The 20251-nt window shown below is 54.2% G+C and carries 21 protein-coding genes; 10 read left to right on the top strand and 11 right to left on the bottom strand.

What is annotated here, in order from left to right:
* Positions 1-84 precede the first annotated feature (84 nt).
* Positions 85-2478, top strand: coding sequence for an ATP-binding protein (locus tag ACQYWX_RS10745; protein WP_279502044.1), 2394 nt, complete (start codon positions 85-87; stop codon positions 2476-2478).
* Positions 2479-2483: 5 nt separating this feature from the next.
* Here ACQYWX_RS10745 and ACQYWX_RS10740 read toward each other — a convergent pair whose 3' ends face one another.
* The 4 genes from ACQYWX_RS10740 to msrB form a co-directional block, all read right to left on the bottom strand.
* Positions 2484-2960 carry a MarR family winged helix-turn-helix transcriptional regulator gene (locus tag ACQYWX_RS10740; protein ID WP_431688749.1) on the bottom strand — a complete coding sequence of 159 codons (477 nt, stop codon included), beginning with the start codon at positions 2958-2960 and terminating at the stop codon, positions 2484-2486.
* Positions 2957-3436, bottom strand: a complete 480-nt coding sequence (locus ACQYWX_RS10735) for a glutathione peroxidase (protein WP_216735725.1) — start codon at positions 3434-3436, stop codon at positions 2957-2959. Before ACQYWX_RS10735 ends, ACQYWX_RS10740 begins: the two co-directional genes overlap by 4 nt.
* A gap of 157 nt (positions 3437-3593) precedes the next feature.
* Positions 3594-4259: a DNA-3-methyladenine glycosylase I gene (locus tag ACQYWX_RS10730; RefSeq protein ID WP_431688748.1), complete on the bottom strand. Its 666-nt coding sequence runs from the start codon at positions 4257-4259 to the stop codon at positions 3594-3596.
* Between the two features lie 29 nt (positions 4260-4288).
* Positions 4289-4708 (bottom strand): peptide-methionine (R)-S-oxide reductase MsrB, encoded by a 420-nt coding sequence (gene msrB / locus ACQYWX_RS10725; protein WP_431688747.1) that lies wholly within the window; start codon positions 4706-4708, stop codon positions 4289-4291.
* A gap of 224 nt (positions 4709-4932) precedes the next feature.
* On the opposite strand from msrB, the gene ACQYWX_RS10720 reads away from it, so the two are divergent.
* Positions 4933-6147, top strand: coding sequence for a pyridoxal phosphate-dependent aminotransferase (locus ACQYWX_RS10720; protein WP_216735722.1), 1215 nt, complete (start codon positions 4933-4935; stop codon positions 6145-6147).
* A 71-nt stretch (positions 6148-6218) separates the two neighbouring features.
* Positions 6219-6686 carry a hypothetical protein gene (locus ACQYWX_RS10715; RefSeq protein WP_279502055.1) on the top strand — a complete coding sequence of 156 codons (468 nt, stop codon included), beginning with the start codon at positions 6219-6221 and terminating at the stop codon, positions 6684-6686.
* Positions 6687-6781: 95 nt separating this feature from the next.
* Here the strand turns inward: ACQYWX_RS10715 and bla are convergent, their stop codons facing one another.
* Positions 6782-7669, bottom strand: coding sequence for a class A beta-lactamase (bla, locus tag ACQYWX_RS10710; protein WP_431689509.1), 888 nt, complete (start codon positions 7667-7669; stop codon positions 6782-6784).
* 226 nt (positions 7670-7895) lie between these two features.
* On the opposite strand from bla, the gene gcvA reads away from it, so the two are divergent.
* On the top strand, positions 7896-8804 hold the full coding sequence (gcvA, locus tag ACQYWX_RS10705) for a transcriptional regulator GcvA (RefSeq protein WP_431688746.1): 909 nt from the start codon (positions 7896-7898) through the stop codon (positions 8802-8804).
* Here gcvA and ACQYWX_RS10700 read toward each other — a convergent pair.
* Positions 8796-9647 carry a Dimeric alpha-beta barrel gene (locus ACQYWX_RS10700; protein WP_431688745.1) on the bottom strand — a complete coding sequence of 284 codons (852 nt, stop codon included), beginning with the start codon at positions 9645-9647 and terminating at the stop codon, positions 8796-8798. The genes gcvA and ACQYWX_RS10700 overlap by 9 nt on opposite strands.
* Before the next feature lie 445 nt (positions 9648-10092).
* Between ACQYWX_RS10700 and ACQYWX_RS10695 the strand changes: the two genes are divergently transcribed.
* From ACQYWX_RS10695 to htpX, 3 genes are all read left to right on the top strand, one after another.
* Positions 10093-10431: a hypothetical protein gene (locus ACQYWX_RS10695; protein ID WP_431688744.1), complete on the top strand. Its 339-nt coding sequence runs from the start codon at positions 10093-10095 to the stop codon at positions 10429-10431.
* A 1-nt stretch (position 10432) separates the two neighbouring features.
* On the top strand, positions 10433-11101 hold the full coding sequence (locus tag ACQYWX_RS10690) for a hypothetical protein (protein ID WP_431688743.1): 669 nt from the start codon (positions 10433-10435) through the stop codon (positions 11099-11101).
* A gap of 125 nt (positions 11102-11226) precedes the next feature.
* The gene (gene htpX, locus ACQYWX_RS10685; protein ID WP_431688742.1) at positions 11227-12108 is read left to right on the top strand and encodes a protease HtpX; all 882 of its coding nucleotides are present in this window, start codon (positions 11227-11229) and stop codon (positions 12106-12108) included.
* A 111-nt stretch (positions 12109-12219) separates the two neighbouring features.
* On the opposite strand, the gene ACQYWX_RS10680 is transcribed toward htpX, so the two are convergent.
* The gene (locus tag ACQYWX_RS10680) at positions 12220-12915 is read right to left on the bottom strand and encodes a flagellar brake protein (protein WP_216739128.1); all 696 of its coding nucleotides are present in this window, start codon (positions 12913-12915) and stop codon (positions 12220-12222) included.
* A gap of 422 nt (positions 12916-13337) precedes the next feature.
* On the opposite strand from ACQYWX_RS10680, the gene ACQYWX_RS10675 reads away from it, so the two are divergent.
* Entirely contained in the window at positions 13338-13538 is a 201-nt protein-coding gene (locus ACQYWX_RS10675; protein ID WP_431688740.1) for a PA1571 family protein, read from the top strand.
* 1 nt (position 13539) lies between these two features.
* On the opposite strand, the gene pdxB is transcribed toward ACQYWX_RS10675, so the two are convergent.
* The 3 genes from pdxB to ACQYWX_RS10660 all read right to left on the bottom strand — a co-directional run bounded on the left by pdxB (position 13540) and on the right by ACQYWX_RS10660 (position 16674).
* Complete coding sequence (pdxB, locus tag ACQYWX_RS10670; protein WP_431688739.1) at positions 13540-14685, bottom strand: 4-phosphoerythronate dehydrogenase PdxB; 1146 nt, start codon at positions 14683-14685, stop codon at positions 13540-13542.
* Between the two features lie 30 nt (positions 14686-14715).
* On the bottom strand, positions 14716-15897 hold the full coding sequence (locus ACQYWX_RS10665) for a DEAD/DEAH box helicase (protein ID WP_216739126.1): 1182 nt from the start codon (positions 15895-15897) through the stop codon (positions 14716-14718).
* A gap of 234 nt (positions 15898-16131) precedes the next feature.
* The gene (locus ACQYWX_RS10660) at positions 16132-16674 is read right to left on the bottom strand and encodes an elongation factor P hydroxylase (protein WP_431688738.1); all 543 of its coding nucleotides are present in this window, start codon (positions 16672-16674) and stop codon (positions 16132-16134) included.
* 410 nt (positions 16675-17084) lie between these two features.
* On the opposite strand from ACQYWX_RS10660, the gene dsbD reads away from it, so the two are divergent.
* The gene (dsbD, locus tag ACQYWX_RS10655; RefSeq protein WP_431688737.1) at positions 17085-19004 is read left to right on the top strand and encodes a protein-disulfide reductase DsbD; all 1920 of its coding nucleotides are present in this window, start codon (positions 17085-17087) and stop codon (positions 19002-19004) included.
* 44 nt (positions 19005-19048) lie between these two features.
* Positions 19049-19936, top strand: coding sequence for a DMT family transporter (locus ACQYWX_RS10650; RefSeq protein WP_431688736.1), 888 nt, complete (start codon positions 19049-19051; stop codon positions 19934-19936).
* Positions 19937-19940: 4 nt separating this feature from the next.
* Here the strand turns inward: ACQYWX_RS10650 and tusA are convergent, their stop codons facing one another.
* Complete coding sequence (tusA, locus tag ACQYWX_RS10645) at positions 19941-20204, bottom strand: sulfurtransferase TusA (protein ID WP_279502068.1); 264 nt, start codon at positions 20202-20204, stop codon at positions 19941-19943.
* Positions 20205-20251: the final 47 nt, after the last annotated feature.

Below are 20251 nucleotides of genomic sequence, written 5' to 3'. Positions count from 1 at the left end.
CAGCGCTTGTGCTTTCCTGACCGGCGGAGCGCCGGACAGTTTCCTCTGTCTCCGCCGCTCGCTTGGCGTTCATGGGAATAACCCTTGAAAATTAGCATCAACAACCGACTATCCTTCCGACTGGCGCGCAACACCGTCGCCGTAGCCTTGCTGCTGGGCATGGTGCTGAGTCTGATCCAGGTCATCATCGACTTTCTCAACGAAAAAAATTCTCTAGACGCGGAAATTCGCGCGGTCGTCGCGATCAGCCATGCGCCGGCCTCACAGATCGCCTATAACATTGACGCCAGACTCGCCGCAGAGTTGTTGGACGGGCTGCTTGAACACCCTTCGATTATTCATGCGGAGATTATCGACACGGACAATCGGCTGCTGGCCAGTAAAGAACGCGAGCCGCAGACCTCCGCCTACCGCTGGCTCAGCGACCTGCTGTTCCAACCCAGTCGCACCTACACTGAAACGCTATTCGTACCGCAGCTGAACGACTTTGTTCTGGGCGACCTGAATGTGGTCGTGGACACTTATCCAAGCGGCGCAGAGTTTCTCAAGCGGGCGGCATTTACCCTTGTGTCCGGCTTTTTACGCAGCTTGATCCTTTCCGCGGTGCTGCTAATTCTGTTCTATATCATGCTGACCCAGCCGTTGGTAAAAGTGATCTCCGCAGTCAGCGAAGTCGATCCGGAGACCCCTGAGAAAATCCGCCTGCCTGTGCCCAAGGGCCATGAAATGGATGAAATCGGCGTCCTGGTCAACTCCACCAACAACCAGCTACAGGCCATCGATGAGAACCTGAACAAGCTGAAGAAAGCCGAATCGCGCCTGAAGACCTATTCAGAGCAGTTGGAGCAGATTGTCGACAGCCGCACCAAAGAGCTGTCCGAGAAGAACAAACAGCTCATCAAGAGCAACCACGACCTGCGCGTCGCCAAAGAGGAAGCAGTCAGCCGCGCCAAAGCCCGGGCGGACTTCCTCGCCAATATGAGTCACGAAATCCGCACCCCGTTCAATGGCGTACTGGGCATGATCAGCCTGACGCTGGAAGAGCCGCTGTCCGAGAAGCAGAAAGAACAGCTTAATGTCGCCTACAGCTCCGGCGTCGCCTTGCTGGAGTTGCTCAACGACATCCTGGACATTTCCAAAGTGGAAGCCGGCAAACTGACGCTGGAGAACATCGCCTTCGATCTTCGCAAGACCGTCGAGGACGTGTCCCGTCTGTTGGCGCAAAACGCACACGCCAAGAACGTAGCCCTGTACACCAATATTGACCCCACGTTCCCTGAGAGGGTTTACGGCGACCCCACCCGTATTCGCCAAATCGTCAGCAACCTGACTGGTAACGCCATCAAGTTTACCGAGACCGGCAGCGTGACCGTCAGCCTGAGCATTCTGAAAAACCAGAGCGTGGAGATCCGCGTATCCGATACCGGCATCGGCATCGAAGCGGACCGGCTGGAGTCTATTTTCTCCCCCTTCTCTCAAGGCGACGCCGATATCACCCGTAAATACGGCGGCACCGGTCTCGGTCTGACCCTGTGCCGGCAGCTGGTGACCCATATGGGCGGCAAGATTGAGGTGGATTCAGAACGAGGGCGCGGCAGCAGCTTCATGGTCACCCTGCCCCTGCTGGCGGACCACAACACGCCCAGCCCGAAGGTGGACGAAAGCCTGTTCAAACATCATTTTGTGCTGCTGCATCAGACAGAGAATCGCACCTTTGAATGCATCAGCGCCGAGCTGCAGAACTGGAAGTTGCCCTGCGCTTCCTATCCTTATGAACACCCACAGGACGTTCAGTTAAAAGAACAGCGTTTTGAGCCCAATACTATTATTTTGTTCGACTCTCGCTCCTTGTCTCCGTTGCTGGTGGAGCATCAGGATATCGAAAACGTGCATATGATTCTGGTGGCGCGGCAAAACATTCCGTCTGACACTGACGCCTTCAAAGCCATGCGCATTGAGCAGATGATCAGTGCGCCGGTCAGCCGCGACCGGCTGTACGACACCCTGTACAAGGCCGCCAACCCTGGCGGGGCTGCGGTGATTACGGAAGGGACGGATATGCCGGAGGCGCCGGTAGGCCAGAAACATGTGCTGCTGGTGGAAGACAACCAGGTTAACCAGCTGGTGGCGAAAACCATCCTGCGCAAGCTGGGTTACGAGGTCAGCATCGCCAACAACGGACAGGACGCCCTGGATCTGGTGGGCAACGACCATTACGACATCATTTTGATGGACTGCCATATGCCAGTCATGGACGGCTACGAGGCCACGCGACTGATTCGTCAAAACGCCAAGTACGACGCCCTGCCTATCATCGCGGTCACCGCAAACGTCATGCAGGGCGACAAAGAGCGCTGTCTCAGCTGCGGCATGAATGACTACCTCACCAAGCCTTACGAGAAAAAAGCGCTCACCCAAATGCTGGCGAAATGGCTGGAAGACCCTGTTGCAGCGGCCGCCAGCAGCAAATTTGCCTAAACGCATCAGCTCAGTTGCTGAATGCGATCCAGAAAGCCGCGTAAATCGCCTTTCAAGCGTTCAAGCTCCTCAATCGCCACGTTCGCCTGACACAGCAATTGCATCGGCACTTTCGCCGCCCGCGCCTTAAGCTCCCTTCCCGCGTCAGTCAGCCCCAGCAAAACGCTACGCTCGTCTTCCGCTGAGCGCTGACGGGTGATCAGCCCCTGCTGCTGCAATCGCTTCAGTAGCGGCGTCACCGTCCCGGTATCCAACAACAGACGCTCGCAGATGTGCTTGATGCTCATCGCCTCACCGGACTTGTCCCCCTCCCACAGCACCAGCATGGCCAGATACTGCGGATAGGTCAGCCCCAGCTCATTCAACAGAGGCCGGTAGAGAGACGTCATACTGCGAGAGCAGGAATACAGCAGAAAACAAATCTGGTTATCCAACGCCAGCAACTGGTCTTCCCGTCCCTCCTGACAAGCGGGTAGCGTCACGCCAACAGTTCCTTGATCGGCTTTTCCAGCTTCTCTGGCGTAGCGGTGGGCGGAAAGCGCTCAAGAACTTTACCGTTCTTGTCCACCAGGAATTTGGTGAAATTCCATTTGATCCCCTCCGTCCCCAATAGCCCTTTAGATTGGCTCTTCAGAAACTTATAAAGAGGATGCGCGCTATCGCCGTTGACATCGATCTTGGCGAACATCGGGAAGCTGACGCCATAGTTAAGCTGGCAAAACTCGGCAATCTCAGCGTTCTCTCCGGGGTCTTGCTGCATGAACTGGTTACAGGGAAACCCCAAAACTTCCAGGCCCTGATCTTTGTATTTCTCATACAAGGACTCCAGACCGGAAAACTGTGGCGTGAAGCCACATTTGCTGGCGGTGTTGACGATCAACAGCACCTTGCCCTTGAATTCAGACATGTCCCGCTTCGCGCCTTTGATGTCCTCTACCTGATAGTCGTAAACGCTCATAGGTTTCTCCTTTGTATTTCGAAAAATAATATTGTGCACAATATATATTTTCAATCTCTCCTGAGATCTTTTGCGTTCAGGGTCACAAAACTTCGCCGCCAGGCAGGCTCCAGGCGGCGATCGTTGTGTACTTAGCCCTTACCCGTTTTCTCAGCGATTAGCCAACGCTGTAGGCCAGGATCTGGCTCAGCTGGCAGAGCTGTAATGAGTAGGTGTGCGCCAACTCATTGAAAAACGCCTGGGTATGCTGCAGTTGCTTCTGCGAAGTCGGGATTTTCTCCACCACGCCCATCACTTTGAGCGCGGCGACCACATCGTCCGTCAGCAAAAAGGTGTCCTTGCCGACCATCCGCAAGAAACGCGCCCCTGATTGCCCGCCCATTTGCTTACCCTGTTTGGCGAGATAACGCCACAGCCCGACAATATCCGTCTCCGGCCATTCCGCAAGAAAACGACCGAAACCGCCATGAGCGCGGGAGACTTCTCTCACCATCGCGGCGTTATACGGAATCGAGCACATCTTGCCCCAGTGCCGGATGAGCCGGGCGTCTTTCATACGCTCATCCAGATCGGACTCTGACAACAGTTCTGCTTTTTCCGGCTCAAAGCCGAAAAACGCTTCTTCAAAAGCCGGCCAGCGAGAGTCGACAAAACTGTGCTTCAGCCCGGCGCGAAATATCCGCCGAGTGATATTGGAAAGATAGTAAGCGTCGGACTGTTGCGTCAGTTGCTCTGCATCCGCCGCCACTGATAACCCAGCGCGCATAGCCTCGTCGGAGCCGAAGCGGTCCCGCACCGCCGCCAGCCGATCTGCAAATTTCACGATTATTCTCCTGAGACGCGGAGCGCCGGTTATTCGTCTTCCTTTTTGGCGTCGCCGTCAGCGGAATGAAAGCGCAGCGAGGCGGAGTTAACACAGTAGCGCTGCCCGGTGGGCTGCGGGCCATCGTCAAAAACATGTCCCAGGTGCGCGTCGCACTTGCTGCACAGGATTTCCGTGCGCACCATCATATGGCTCATATCCATTTCTTCCGTGATTTTTTCTTTTTCCATCGGAGCCCAAAAACTGGGCCAGCCACAGCCGGAATCATATTTATTCTCCGAGGTGAACAGCGGCTCGCCACAGCAGATGCAAACGTACACGCCCGCGTCTTTCGTGTCGTAATATTCACCCGTGAAAGGACGCTCCGTCCCCTTCCCTCGGGTCACCCGATACTGCTCATCCGTTAGTTGTTGGCGCCACTCCTGGTCGCTTTTCTTTACTTTATCCATAAGACCTCCGACTCAATTACTCTCTGCTCGCTTGAACGATATTCCATTTACTTTGACGCAGGCGGCGCTGAATTGTTCCGCACCTTGCGCCGACACAAGACTGCGATATGCGACTTTCCGCATCCCGCTTGTAATTATGGGGACATCAATTGAATAATACGCAGCCCCCTTTTATGTTCTATATATATGTTTCTTATAGGCCAGTTCCCGGCAGCGGTTTAAGTATGCATGAAATCAAGAAATCAAATAAGTTGCTCCACGTCTGTTATGAAATTCGTGGGCAAGTGCTCCAGGAAGCAAAACGCCTGGAAGAAGAAGGCCATCGAATCCTGAAACTCAATATCGGCAACCCCGCCCCATTCGGGTTTGACGTTCCGGAAGAGATCCAGCAAGACGTTATTTACAACCTCAGCCATGCGCAAGGTTATGCGGATTCTAAAGGTCTGTTCGCCGCGCGCAAGGCGGTGCAGCATTACACCCAACAATGCGGCATCGCCAACGTGGATATCGAGGACATTTACCTGGGCAATGGCGTCAGCGAGCTGATCGTCATGGCGATGCAGGCGCTGCTGAACACCAACGACGAAGTATTGATTCCAGCGCCGGATTATCCGCTGTGGACCGCCGCCGTTACTTTGTCCAGCGGCCGCGCCGTCCACTACCGCTGCGATGAGCAGTCGGACTGGTTCCCGGATATTGCGGACATCGAAAGCAAGATCACCGAGCGCACCAAGGCGATCGTCATTATTAACCCCAACAACCCCACCGGCGCCGTCTATTCCCGGGAATTGTTGCAGCAAATCGTGGAGCTGGCGCGCCGTCATCGCCTGATCGTCCTCGCCGATGAGATTTACGACAAGATTCTCTATGACGAAGCGGAGCACACCTGTATCGCCTCATTGGCGGACGATCTGTTGTTCCTGACCTTCAACGGCCTGTCCAAAAACTATCGGGCGGCAGGCTATCGCGCCGGCTGGCTGATCGTCAGCGGCGCCAAATTGCGCGCCTATGACTACATTGAAGGCCTGACCATGCTCAGCTCCATGCGTCTGTGCTCCAACGTGCCGGCGCAACTTGGCATTCAAACCGCATTGGGCGGCTACCAGAGCATCAACGATCTGGTAGCCCCGGGCGGACGCCTGCTGGAGCAGCGCGACACCGCCTACAATCTGATTTCGCAGATCCCCGGCGTCAGTTGCGTCAAACCACGCGGAGCCATGTACCTCTTCCCTAAAATTGATCCCAAGGTACTGACCATCCACAATGACGAGAAAATGGTGCTGGATCTGCTGCGGCAGGAGCGCATCCTGATCGTTCAGGGCTCCGCCTTCAATCAGCCGGACACTCAGCATTTCCGTCTGGTGTTCCTGCCAAGGGTGGATGAACTGGAGGGCGCGGTTGGCCGCATCAGCCACTTCCTGCAAGGCTACGAACAATAATTCGTCGCCTTTGCGGCGGACGCGCTTCAACAGGCGTCCGCCTTTATAGCGAACTAACCGAGAATTGAATCGTGCCAGAAATACACATAGAAGAGTTCTACAAGGACGCAGCCAAAGTCCTGATTCAGCTCTATAACTCTTTTCCCCGCAAAAGCGCCGTCTTTGTGGAGGATATTTCCGGTGCGGACACGCCGGATGAGTTCGGGCTGCACAGCGTACGACATCAAGCCTGTTTCGCCGCCATGATCTGGCTGTCGGAAGAGGGGCTGATTCGCTTCGTGGACACCATCAGACAGGAAGCCATCGATCAGGCGGTGCTGACTCAACCAGCCTTTTTGAAACTCAACAGTCTGGCCGTCAATCAAGCCGTCTCGCCGACCCTGCAGCGTTTTATCAGCGCTTTGGAAGAAAGCGGCGACGCCATGCCCAATACCGCCATGAGCAATATCCAGCTCATCAAGAAGGCGCTGCATAAAGCGACTTCCACGCAATTGGCGGAGCTCATGCAATGCATCCTGTTTGCGCCAGCGCAACACTGATAAAACATACGCCCCACTCCGTTGAGCCAGACAGACGTATCAAGGGTAAATCCGGTTTACCCTTGTTTTGAATATTCGCTTTAGCGATTCCTACTTCAGGGCTGAAACGCCGCTCCCACTGCGCGACCGACATCGGCAATCGCCTTGTTGCGATCGTCAAAAGTCGCTTCCGTCTCTGTGATATACACGGTCACGATCAGAGGCTCGCGCCCCTGCGGCCAGATCACCGCCACGTCATTGGTAGAGCCGTAAGCGCCGCCGCCAGTACGGTCGCCAATGCGCCAGTCTTGCGGCAAGCCTGCGCGCAACTTGGCGTCGCCCGTTTCGTTCGCGAGAAACCAGGCAGTCAGTTGCTGACGGGATGCGGGCGACAGCGGAGAGTTCAAGAACAGCTTCCGCAATGTAGACGTCATTGCCGCAGGCGAGGTCGTATCCCGTGGGTCCCCCGGCGTCGCCTCGTTCAGTTCAGTTTCCCAGCGATCCAGACGGGTGATTTCATCCCCCAGACCACGCAGGTACTCGGTCAGCTTGGGCGGACCGCCGACCGCTTTCAGCACCAGATTGGCCGCCGTATTATCGCTTTTGGTCATGGCCGCCTGGCACAGTTCTCCCAGCGTCATTCCCTCTCCGCCGATACGGTTCTTGGTGACAGGAGAATAGGTAACAATATCCCGAGCTTGAATCTGGACGCGGCGCGCCAGATTTTCCTCGCCGGCGTCCACTTTCGCCAGCAACGCCGCGCAGGCCAGCACTTTAAAGGTACTACACAGGGGAAAACGTTCCTGTCCACGCTGCTCCCAGGTTCGGCCGGTCTGCGTATCCAGCACCATCACTCCCATGCGCGCGCCCAGCCGATCTTCCAGTTTTGCAAAAACCTTTTCCAACTGAACAGGCTTATCCGCCGCTGCGCTGACGCCGGAAAAAATCAATAGCCCGCCTACGCACGCCGATCCCAGTAACGCCGTCAAACGACGACGCGTCACCAAAAAACTCATAAGTATCTCCAAGATTACTCGCCATGTTAAATGAAGTGACTAAGCGTTGGCTTTATAAACGTCGAAAAAGGGTCCGGTCTGAAAAGCACAAATTATATTTATACCAAACCAGCGACAAAGCCCTTAACGCTTAGGGATGGATAGCTTATGATCCAAGAGAATTGATAACAAACGACCAATTTTTGCATTAGCCATAAATTAAATTTGGGCATCCATGGCCAGACCACATCTTCCTCTAAACGCCATCAGAGCTTTTGAAGCCGCCGCGCGACACCTGAGTTTCACCCAGGCCGCCATCGAACTTTGCGTCACTCAGGCCGCCGTCAGTCACCAGGTCAAGGTGCTGGAAGAGCGCCTCAACGTGAAGCTGTTCAAACGCCTGCCCCGCGGACTCATGATCACGCCAGAGGGCGAGGCGCTGTTACCCACCGTCAATCAGGCGTTCGACCGCATGTCTGAGGCGTTGTCCCGGCTTGAGGGAGGACAAGTTCGCGAAGTGCTGTCGTTGGGAGTGGTGGGAACTTTCGCGGTGGGATGGCTACTGCCGCGTCTGGCTGACTTTCAGCAGCAGCACCCCTTTGTGGAAGTACGTCTATCGACCAATAACAATCGCGTGGATATCGCCGCGGAAGGCCTGGATTACGCCATCCGGTTCGGGGACGGAGCCTGGCATGGCGTCGACGCCGCACCGCTTTTCGAAGCGCCGTTAACGCCTTTATGCATCCCCGCCCTGGCGGAAACGTTGCGCACGCCGGAAGATTTGAGCGGACACACGCTGTTGCGATCCTATCGCGCCAACGAATGGAGCAACTGGTTCGCCGCCGCCGGCATGGCGCATCCGGCCAACTTGATAAAAGGCATTGTTTTCGACTCGTCCATCGCCATGATGGAAGCAGCATTGCAAGGCGTGGGCGTGGCTTTGGCGCCGCCACTGATGTTCGCCCGCCATCTCGCCTCCGGGACCATTCAACAACCGTTTTCCTGCTTCATTTCCGAGGGAGGATACTGGCTGACGCGACTGAAATCCCGCTCGCCCACCCCAGCGATGGAGGCGTTTCGAGATTGGATGACGCAGTGGGTGGAAGTGGAGAAGCCGCCCCGTATGGAACAAGGCTCAGCTTGAGCCAACCGGACTGGCCATAAATATCGCCACTCGCGCCAGCCCCGCATCGCGATGCTTCTGGCTCTCGCCGAAGGCATCGCCTTCTATCGTAGCCAGTAGATTCCTTCTCTGGGGATAGCGCACAAAAATAAATTTATCCCAGTTATCCTGCAGCATGCAGTCCGGTTCTCCCGCCAGCAAACAAACCGGCGTTCCGCCATATACGGGAAACGCACCTCGTCGCATCAGTTCAAATCCGGCCAATTTAGCGTAGCGATCATAGGCTTCCTTACCGCTAACGGAAGGCTCAGACTCCACCTCTCCCTGATACTCCGCTACCGCTTTGTATTTATTCAGATTGTAGACGAACAAGGGATCATCCAGGCTTTGACTTCGAGCGACAGCCATTTGAGCTTGGTCAGGCCAAATCGCCGTATTTTCAGCCGCCCACCCGGCAGCAGGCGTCCCCGTATCACGAACGCCTTTAAACACCTGAATCAGCCTGGACATCCATCTCACCATCCGAAACAGCCAAGGAGATTCAGGAACCACCGCCAGCACGGCCCACGACTCACAATGCCTCCGCAAAGCTTCGCCATGAGTCGCCATAAAGCTCAAAGCAGCCTTGGGCGAGGGAAACTCATCAATCAAAATTTCATCCAGCCACATCCCCTCCCTGGCGACCGGGTCCGCCTGCACGCGAAACAACCGCTCACCACCGCATTGATTCGCACTCTCTCGCAGCCAACTCAGATAATCCTCGCTGCGCTTTATTTTCAAATGAAACACCAAAGCGACCCTTTTCCCCGCGGCCCGCTTCTCCAAATCCTTGCCTGCATCATCCAGAAAAATCGAAACCGTCACGCTCCTTCCACTCCCTATTCAAACCCCAATCCACTTATTAGCGCCACGAGCAAGGGCTGAGGTCATTGAAAGCAAACATCTCAATGCAGTCACTCATCCCAACCCGAAATACTCAGTGATACGACATGATGCTTTAAACAAACAATGAGAACACCTGATTCACTAAAGTGAAATATGATGAAATAACGACTAAAAACAAAGAGAAAAACTTGTTTTCAAATAAAGACAAACACTCCGAGTGTCCGAAGCGGCTTTATACGAGAATATCCGAAAAACAACCACCTCTAACATAACTCTACAAATCAAACTAACACACACAAACGATTTCTGAAAAACATGTCGTTTCAAGCTTTATAATTCAAATAAATAGCTGGCAAAAAATCGAGTGACAGGATAGACCCCCAACAATAAACTGCACACTTAGCTTACACATTGGAGACATCAAATGAATACTGAAGATATCTGGCTTATTCACCACAAGGCGTCATTAAGCCCTAACAGCCCCATGAACATGGATGGTTCAAACTATGCAGTAGGTATCGCAGTCGCCCCTGGGAAAGACCTGCAAGAGGCCTTAGCGAGGCTTCATGAATATCTGAGAGACAACCATATGCAACTATTGGATATTTGGAAGTGTGTTAAGCACAACGCAAATGACTATGGCCTAGATAGCGAAGACCCCAATGGAGTAGAGCGCTCTATTAAGAAAGCGCAAGAACAAAGCAAAGTATTTTACGCATGCGGGTTATCTTCAGAAGTTTTAATAGCACTAGGGAGCGAATAAGATGCTTAGTCGCAAGGGAGCGATGACTATAGCCGAAGGAAACACCGATTACAAAGTTGATGCATCCGTTGTGCTTGGTGTTAATAAAGTATCACGTGAGTACGTATTAAGAACCACATTAGATCACTTCGACGTTTGGAGAGCTAAACACTCCGTCAACCCAATGTTGGTAATTTACCTCTATGACAACCCTTTCCCATCAAAGCAAGCATTCGAAATAGATGACGAAATATGGGTATTTGAAGTTGACGCGACAAAGCCTCAAGACTTAAGCATAGCAGTCAGGATCGGCATGTACTATTACAACGCCCAAGCAAGTGACCTGTTTGGCGATATATACGTAAAAAACCTCAATGCTGAGGGTGAAAACAAAATGGAAATGCAAGCTCTGGTTAGAGCTAACAAGCACCTTTATAAAGGCGTATCACAGGCGATCCAACAAGCTGCGACCTTGTTAGGTATTCATGGAGCAATAAATCTATGGATATTCAGCAATAAGGTTAATGAGAAAATTCCTCACGAGGAATTAGTAAAGTCTTTAAAATCAGCCAACGCAGAAACCGTCACTTCGGACTTCGAAACCAAGCGAATATACCATGTAGGTAGCAATGACGGCGATGGCCAAATGAGAAACATCACCCACTTACACTTGGCTACGTTTAGAGTTTAACCTCAAAATAGGGCGCATCCTCCTGCGCCCTGATCGGTTAATAATCTTTAATCCCTGATTTATTGATTTTCCCCCACCCGAAACATATTTTCCCAGTAGGCTTATCCCTTTAGTTTGAGGCGACTATGTTCAGGATTCTACTGTTTCTGGCAACCAACATTGCTGTAGTGCTTGTAGCGAGCGTGACGTTGCGGCTTTTGGGGGTTGAACCCTATCTGCAGGGCAGCGGACTGAATCTCACCTCGCTCCTTATCTTCTGCGCCGTATTCGGCATGAGCGGCGCGATGATCTCGCTCTTCCTGTCCAAGTGGATGGCGAAAATGTCCACCCGCACCCAGATAATCGGACAACCCCGTGATGCGACAGAGCGCTGGTTGCTGGACACCGTAAAAGAACTTTCCAGCGAAGCAGGAATTAATATGCCGGAAGTCGGCATCTTTCCCGCGCACCAGTCAAACGCCTTCGCGACCGGCTGGAACAAGAACGACGCTCTGGTGGCGGTGAGCGAGGGACTGCTGCGACGCTTCACCAAAGACGAAATTCGCGCAGTGCTGGCTCATGAGATCGGCCATGTCGCCAATGGCGATATGGTGACTCTGGCGCTGATACAGGGCGTTATTAACACCTTTGTGATGTTCTTCGCCCGCATTATCGGCAATATTGTGGACAAGGCTGTCTTCAAAAATGAAAACGGTCACGGCATCGGCTTTTTCATCACCACCATCTTCGCCGAGATTATATTGGGTATTCTCGCGTCGATAATCGTCATGTGGTTTTCCCGTAAACGTGAATTCCGCGCTGACGCCATGGGCGCCAAACTGGCTGGTTCCGGCGCGATGATTGCGGCGCTGCAACGCCTGCAAGCCGAAACCCAGATGCCAAATGAAATGCCAGACACACTGACCGCTTTTGGCATAACCGAGGGAGTTAAACAGGGACTCAAAGCGCTGTTTTCCAGCCACCCTCCTCTGGATGAGCGTATCGCCGCGCTTGCCGCCAACCGCTAAGAGCCAGAGAAGGACTTAACCTGCCTAGTCCTGAAATAGGTTAGCGCTTATTTCGTCTCAAAAAGCCCGGAGCCTGAGCCGGGCTTTCTCATTTCTGACGATTGCCGTTGATTACTTGGACAATTGCAGCTCGTGCACAAAGCCGCTGATGACGATCTTCGCCGCATCTGACAATCCGGTAAACTGCACGCCATATAGATACCTGAAAGGCGCATCATCCTGCTCCAGAATAGTGCGATTGCGGATGATGCCATTGACGTTAAACGTCTTGGTGATATCCGCCACCGTCAAAGTAAAACGCAGAATCACTTCTTCTCCGGCGTCCCCCAGTTTGACGATGGACTTTACTCCGGCGCCGGTCTTACTGATATCGATAATCACCGCCTCTTTCGGCCAGTCGCCCAACCCTGTATCGAAATCGCTGTTGACCTGAGTGGGGATTTCGACTTTGAGTCGTTCGGCGTTGCGCACTTGCAGCGCCAGCAGCTCCTTGGGATATTCCAGATGAATATGGGCGAAAGGCTGTAGCGCCATGTGTTTAACCTGACTGGTGAAGGCGCACACTTTGTTCTTCGCCACAGAGCGCACGGTAAACGGCCGATCCTTTTTCAAAATCAGCTGTTTGCCGTCCACCACAGGCGTGGTGACCATCACGCTCTGCCCGGGCACAAACCCAATCAGGCGCACATGATAGCGCGCACTCTGGTCCATGCTCTCCAGATGTAAAGGATCGCCAACTTGCAGTCCCAGCTTTTCGAATGGTATTTCCACATCCTTGGGAGAATACACCGCTGCTTTATCACCCACTCAGCCATTTCTCCAAGACTAGTATCCAGCGACGTCTACATTGTAACGCCTTTGTTCATGCCGGAATGGATTGATCGCCTCTTTCCGTGACGATAATTTCGACAGTTTAGTATCGACCGCCTGTCGCTGCTTGTGAGCCCGAATGGTCATTTTTTTGCAATGATTCACAAATAAGCGCCAATTCAGGTTGGTTTGCCTTTCAATATATTATCGTCCACTTTTCGAGCTTTTTCGCATTTTCTGTCGATAATGCCTTGGGAGAGCCTTCCTGAGCCTGATGGCTCAAGCAGACGCCATGGGCTAATTTTAGAGATAAGGACGTCTGCCGAGAGTGAAAAGTCCTGAAAACAGATGTCCATCTCGTGTCACAGGATCGTCATGAGACAAGTTTAGGCTGGTGCAAACTCTGGAGGTCCGGGCAAATGCAAGCGAACAACTGGCGTAAATCGGCAAGCGAGACTGGCGACGAAGAACGCATGAACGGCGCCGCCATCATTACGGAAAACGGTGAAGAGATCCCCATCACTGAGACCATGATTCAGCAGGCGTTGAAAGCGATGGAAGATAATTGGAATCCGTGGAGCCGCCAGCACATGAATATGCGCCAGCGGCAGAAAGGCTGAGTTACTTCGAGCTGAGATTAAACCCAACCGCGCTCAGGGTGGCGAGAAGATCCGCTTTGCCGCCCTTGAGTTCAATCTTGATGCGATCAAACCCTCTGCGCACGCGATACTCTCTGCGTAAACGATCAAACTCTTGAGCCCGCATGGGCGCATCCAGGCGCAAAGTGCGTTTTAGCTGGCTATCGTCGTGACGCACGTCATAGCTTGCTCTGATCGCAGTGTGCAACGCCCAGTCTGGATCTACTCCAGATGAAAACGCCATTCTGCGCAGCGGCGGTTCAGGCAAAAACTGCCCAAGTTTGTGTCTCACCGGCAAGCCGAGATAGCGACTCAGGTGTTGGTAAATGATCTCCGTTCCCGCCGTGCGACCATCCAGCGTGTAGCCCGCAATATGCGGCGTAGCGAAGTGACAAAGCATCGCCAGCTCCACATCAATGGCGGGCTCGTTGTTCCAGACGTCAAGCGCGACAGTCAGGCCATCGCCCCTTTGCAGTCGGCCCTTGAGCGCGGCTTCGTCAATCACTTCGCCGCGACAGGTGTTAATCAGAATCTGGTCCGAACGCAAATTCTCGATCATCGCCGCGTTCAGCAAACCCCGGGTTGGGTAGGGACCGGAATCCGTCAGTGGCGTGTGTAGGGTGATGATGTCGCACTGCAATACCTCTTCCAGAGAAAACAGATTCTGCTCTCCAGCGGCCTCTCTGGGAGGATCATTGGATTTCACCTCAAGCCCCAGCAAGGTCAGCGCGCGTTCAAGACGCCCGCCGATTTCTCCGCGCCCGATAATGCCCACAGTCTTGTCTTCCAGCTCGAAGCCCAACTGCTCACTCAGTACGGACAGACAGCTCACCACATACTCGACCACTGCGCTGGCGTTACAGCCCGGCGCATTGCTGAACCCCACTCCCCGTGAAGTGAGGTAGTCCATGTCGACATGGTTGCAACCAATGGTGGCGGAACCGACAAATTTCACGCCGGTATTTTCCAGCAGTCGCTCGTCCACCTTGGTCACGGAACGCACCAGCAGCACATCCGCGTCACGCAGGTGCTCGTTGCTGATTTCTCGCCCCGGAAGTGTATGAATTTCTCCCATTGATCCGAAAAACGGCTGCAGTAGTGGAATATTCTCATCTGCAACTATTTTCATCTTCCCTTTCCTCTTGGTCGGTATGCTCGGCTACTGCAGTAAATCATCATCCGGGTGAATCAGAGCCAGCTCATGACCCAGGTATTTCTCCAGCTCCGGAATCAGGAAGGAATCGTCCTCACAGGCGAAGCTGATGGAGACGCCCGTCGCGCCTGCGCGCCCGGTGCGTCCTATACGGTGTACGTAATCTTCCGGGTCGTCGGGAAGATTGTAATTGACCACGTGAGTCACTCCATCGATATGCAGGCCACGGCCCGCGACATCAGTGGCGACCAACACGCGGAAGTCGCCTTTACGGAAGCGCTCCAGTGTCTTCAAGCGTTTTTGCTGGGGCAATTCGCCGGAGATAAGCTCATTTTTGATGGAATGGCGATTCAAGGCTTCCGACAGGCTTCGCGTTTCATCGCGGCGGTTACAGAATACGATCACACGACGGGTCTCGCTGTCTTTCAACAGGTTCACCAACAGCTTGCGCTTGGCGCTGCTTTCCACCATGTAAACGCGCTGATCCACGGTTTTCGCGGGAAGGTGATCCACCGCCAGCATGACTTCCACCGGCTCTTCGGTCCAGCGCCGCGCCAGATTCTTGATGTCTTCGCTGAAGGTCGCGCTGAACAGCAGGGTCTGTCGCTCTCTCGGCGTCGCCCGGACAATGCGTTTGACGTCAGGGATAAAGCCCATGTCCAACATACGATCCGCCTCGTCCAGCACCAGCACTTCCACCTGATCCAGGTAAATGTCAGCGCTGGTGAGATGGTCCAGCAAACGTCCCGGCGTGGCGATCAGCAAATCCACAGCTTCATCCCGCAGCTTTCTGCGCTGACGATCCAGCTGGGTGCCGCCGATGACGGAGATAATATTCAATTTCAGGTGTTTGGCGAGCGCGCAGGCGTCTTTCTCGATCTGTAACGCCAGTTCCCGGGTCGGCGCCACCACCAGGGCTCTCGGCTCACTGGAGAAGCGCTCTTCCGCTGGGATCGGATTGGAAACCAGTCGCTGCAGAATGGTGATCAGAAACGCGGCGGTCTTGCCGGTGCCTGTCTGCGCCTGACCGATCAGGTCCACGCCCTGCAGCGTGTGCGGCAGCGTCTGCCCCTGTATCGGAGTGCAGCGCTCAAAATTCAGATCGCGAATAGCCTGCTCAAGTTTTGGATGTAAATTCAGAGAAGAAAAGAGGACGGCGTTATCCGTCGTTTGATCACTAACTGTCATGATTTTTGAAGATATTCCCGGCAAACCGACGTAGTCCAAACCACATACTTTATGCGATGGGCGACTGGACCTGCAATGTTTGCAATAAGTTGTTTAAAACAAGCCCGCCAACGCCTCATTCGCCAACCGCCCGTTCTTCGCAAGAGGGCCGGTGAATGGGATATTGAGAAGCTTATCCGCGGACGCTCCATCGCGCACCGCTTATTTGGGTTATTCCGGGATCTCCGCAAACATTCATAGCTTATCCAGTGCAAACAGAGACAGTCCGAAATTTTCCCGCCCTAAGTATGCGTCCAAAAAACAGTCCAGAAGTTGCTGGGCGCGCGGCGGCAACCCTTCTTGCAGATAGCGTCGCGCCTGTTCATGAACGGCGGCCTTGAAGGCCTCTTCCCCGGCGGCACCTTGACCGTCGAGATTATCGAAACTGATAAAAAACTTTATGCCGCAGGCTTCCGCCAGAATCCACTCCAACGCCTGCGGCTTGACTTCAACCCGCTCAAACTCCACCTGACGTTGGGCGCTGCGGCCATCCGGCTCGTACCAATACCCGTAGTCGGTCAGCTGGCGACGCGCTTCACCCGCGATGCACCAGTGAGAAATCTCATGCAAAGCGCTGTTCACAAAGCCATGAGCAAAGTGGATTTCGTTGCAACCGCCCGTCGCGGAAGCGGGTAAGTAAATAGGCTCGCCTTCTCCCCGCACCAGCACTGTATTCAATGTTTCCCGGAACAAGCCGTCGAATAAAAGCTGTAAGTCATGCGCCGTAGCGGCCGGCATGGAGAAGTCTAATCTGGAATAACTCGACAACGCGTAAAAAACCCCGATGCGTGACAGCTCCGTGTCGCTACAATCAAGCCGGGCGGCATGCCCGTCTTATGGACGCCCCATCGCCCGTGCGAAGCACTTAGAGTATAGGCGTTGCGACACATTCGGGCGGATCTTAAAAATAGTTTAACTTAACCGCAGAAAGTCGCGCAGACAGGGGCCTTGGATTATGATGGCCGATTATCGATTTTATGGATAAGGTAATCAATTGTAATTTCAACGAGAAGTTCAAGTTTTTTGAACCTTCAACCCAGTAAATTGTCATATTGAACCAGTCCATACCCGCGCAACCGAAGGGACGCCCGGGGAACAGGAGCGCCGGATAGCGCCACTATTAATTTTAAGCACCAGTAGCGAGAAACATGCCCCTACTACTCAGAGCCCTATTCATACTGACGCTGTTTTGCTGCGTCACGGTCAGAGCGGAAAATAACCTGTTCGGCGACAACAGCGGTTTTCTGGCCGAACCGGAATTCCTGCCCGTAGAGGAAGCCTACCGGTTCACGTCATCGGTGGAAGGGGACGAGTTAGTCCTGCATTGGGCGATTGCTGACGGCTATTACCTGTACAAAGACCGAACGTCAGTGACGACAGACGCAGAGGGCGTAACACAAGGGCGCTGGACCTACTCCTCCCCTGGAGAGGAAAAGGAAGATCCCTACTTCGGCATGGTCTATGTCTACCACGATGAGCTTACAATCCGCGTGCCAGTGGCGGCGGAGGAAGGCGCTGAAGTTGAGTTCAAAGTGCGCTATCAAGGGTGCGCGGAAGCCGGTTTGTGTTATCCGCCGCAGACAGAAACGACGCTATTTATCGGAACGGAGTCGGATAGCCCCGCGCCAGCGACAGCCACAAGCGACGCCCCCTCATCTACTCCACCCTCTACAGGTCAAAACGGCTCAGGCTCCGCGGTCACTTCCAGCACGCCAACCCCAAGCAAGGCCGCAGACGTTGATTTCACCTCATCCACCTCGATTACAGACTACCTCATCGCCCAGGGCCTGTTATTCAGCTTTTTCATCCTGATGGCCGTGGGTATTGGTTTGGCGTTTACGCCTTGCGTGTTCCCCATGGTGCCTATTTTGTCCAGCATCATCGTTGGGCAAAAAGAAGTCACCATGCTGCGTTCCTTTATTCTGTCCTTTAGCTACATCATGGGCATGGCCGCTGTGTATACCGCACTGGGCGCCGCCGCCGGCCACTTCGGCGAACTGGGTCAGGACGCCAACATTCAGGCGCAGGTGCAAAAACCCTGGATTTTGATTCTGTTCAGCGGGCTGTTTGTGTTGCTTTCTCTATCCATGTTTGGTTTCTACGAACTGCAGATGCCTTCGTTTTTGCGCGACAAGCTCAGCGGCCTGAACAGCAAGCAGCAAGGCGGAGAAATCCTCAGCGTTTTCATTATGGGTCTGCTGTCCGCACTGGTGGTGTCGCCCTGCGTTTCCGCGCCGCTCATCGCCGCGCTGGGATATGCGGCCTACCTGGGCTCGGCGTTCAAAGGAGGCATGGCGCTGTTCGGCCTCAGTCTGGGCATTGGCTTGCCGCTGCTGATACTCGGCACTGGCGGGACCAAACTGTTGCCCCGAGCCGGCGCCTGGATGGAGCATGTGAAGCATGTCTTTGGCGTCGCCCTGCTGGGTGTAGCCATCTGGATGCTGGAGCGTATCCTGCCGCCGGAAGCCACTCTGACTTTGTGGGCGGTATTGATCGGCGTCTCTGCGGTTTACATGGGCGCATTCACCAACGTCGAATCTGGCTGGAGCGGCTGGCAGAAACTCAGCAAAGGCCTGGGACTGGTGTTCTTTGTCTACGCCGTCACGCTGATGCTGGGCGCAGCGGCGGGCGCTAACGACCCGCTGCAACCTCTGGCGCCCTACGCGATCAAATCCGCGGCGGCGGCTACAGGCAACTCCTCCACACAGCCGCTGTCTTTCGTCAAAGTCACTTCACCAGAGCAGTTAGACCAGGAAGTCGCCAAAGCTTCCGCCAGCGGCAAGCCCGTTATGGTGGATTTCTACGCCGACTGGTGCATCAGCTGCAAGATTATGGAGCGGGAAACCTTCGTCCTGCCCGAAGTGCAAGCTGGGCTCAGCCGCTTTCATCTTATCAAGGCGGACGTCACTGACAACGACCAAGGCAATCAGGCGCTGCTCAAGCGCTACGGCATATTCGGGCCTCCCGCGTTCGTCTTCTTTGACGCCAATGGCGCGGAGCTGGCGCCCAAACGCTTCCTGGGCGAAATCTCCAAAAACGCGCTTCTTAATCACGTCAAAGACATATAAACTGCCCGGCGTCGCAATCATCCATCTTCAAGGGTTGTCAGCGCATGCCGCAAGATCGTTTTCTGCGGGGAGTGGCGTTTATCATTCTCGGCGAATGCTTTTTCGTGCTTACCGGCATGGTGGTGAAGCATATCAGCCTGGAAGCCCATGTCTGGCAGATGGTGTTTTTCCGCAATCTCTTCGGTCTGGCGCTTCTGACTCCCCTGCTGCTCCGTTCTGGACGTAGCGCTTTCAAAACCGAGCGCTTGCCGCTTCATTTTCTCCGCGCCGCCCTTGGCGTCGCCGCCTTTTCCTGTCTGATTTACACCTTCGCGTCCATTCACTTGGCGGAAGCCACCATGTTGAAACTGATGCTGCCGCTATTTATTCCAGTCATCGCCTGGATCTGGCTACGTGAGCGCCCGACGCCGGTTTTGGCGTTTTCTCTGGGATTGGGGTTCCTCGGCGTCCTGATTATCCTGCAACCGGACAGCCTTGCCGCCGCAGGGAAACTCGCCATTCTCACAGGATTGTGCGGCTCTCTGTTCGCCGCCGGAGCCAAAGTGGTCATCGGTCGCCTGGGCGCTACCGAACCCAGCGTCCGTATTGTTTTCTATTTCAACCTGTTCAGCACGCTACTGTCCTGCATTCCCATGCTCTGGTACTGGCAGGCGCTGGGGCCGGTCACCCTGCTTTGGCTGTTTCTATTCGCCATACTGGCGACAATCGGTCAGTTATCAACCACCCACGCCTATACACTGACGTCGCCGGGCAAAATAGGCCTGTACAGCTATGCGTCGCTGCCGATTGCAGGCCTGCTAGGATGGTTAATCTGGAGTGAGGAGATCTATCTGGAACTCTGGATCGGAAGCGGCCTGATTGTCTTAGCTGGCGCACTGACCTTCTTCTATAGTCGCCCCAGAAAACCGGTGATTGCGACCGCCAAAGACTGACCCTTCAGCCGCCGACTTTACGGATGTGATAAAAAAACTGTTTGTCCCGCTCACCTGAAGCCAGCAATTCGTGCCCCAAGAACTGACAAAACTTGGGGATATCTCTCTGGGTGGAGGGATCTGTCGCCAATACTTCGATAACGCACCCCACTTCCACGTCATTGATGCGGTTATGCAGCATCATGACCGGCTCGGGACAAAACAGACCGCACACATCCATGACGCTGTCGATCGAGTAATCTACGTTTTCGTTCTTGCTGTCGTTCATTGCAACCTCTCCATTTCGTGGCGGCGATTATACACCTTCAACGCCGC

Source organism: Hahella sp. NBU794 (assembly GCF_050749805.1).
In the GTDB taxonomy this organism is placed as follows: Bacteria; Pseudomonadota; Gammaproteobacteria; order Pseudomonadales; family Oleiphilaceae; genus Hahella.
Note: the sequence above shows the minus strand (reverse complement) of the source record. Positions and strands in the feature narration are given on the sequence as shown.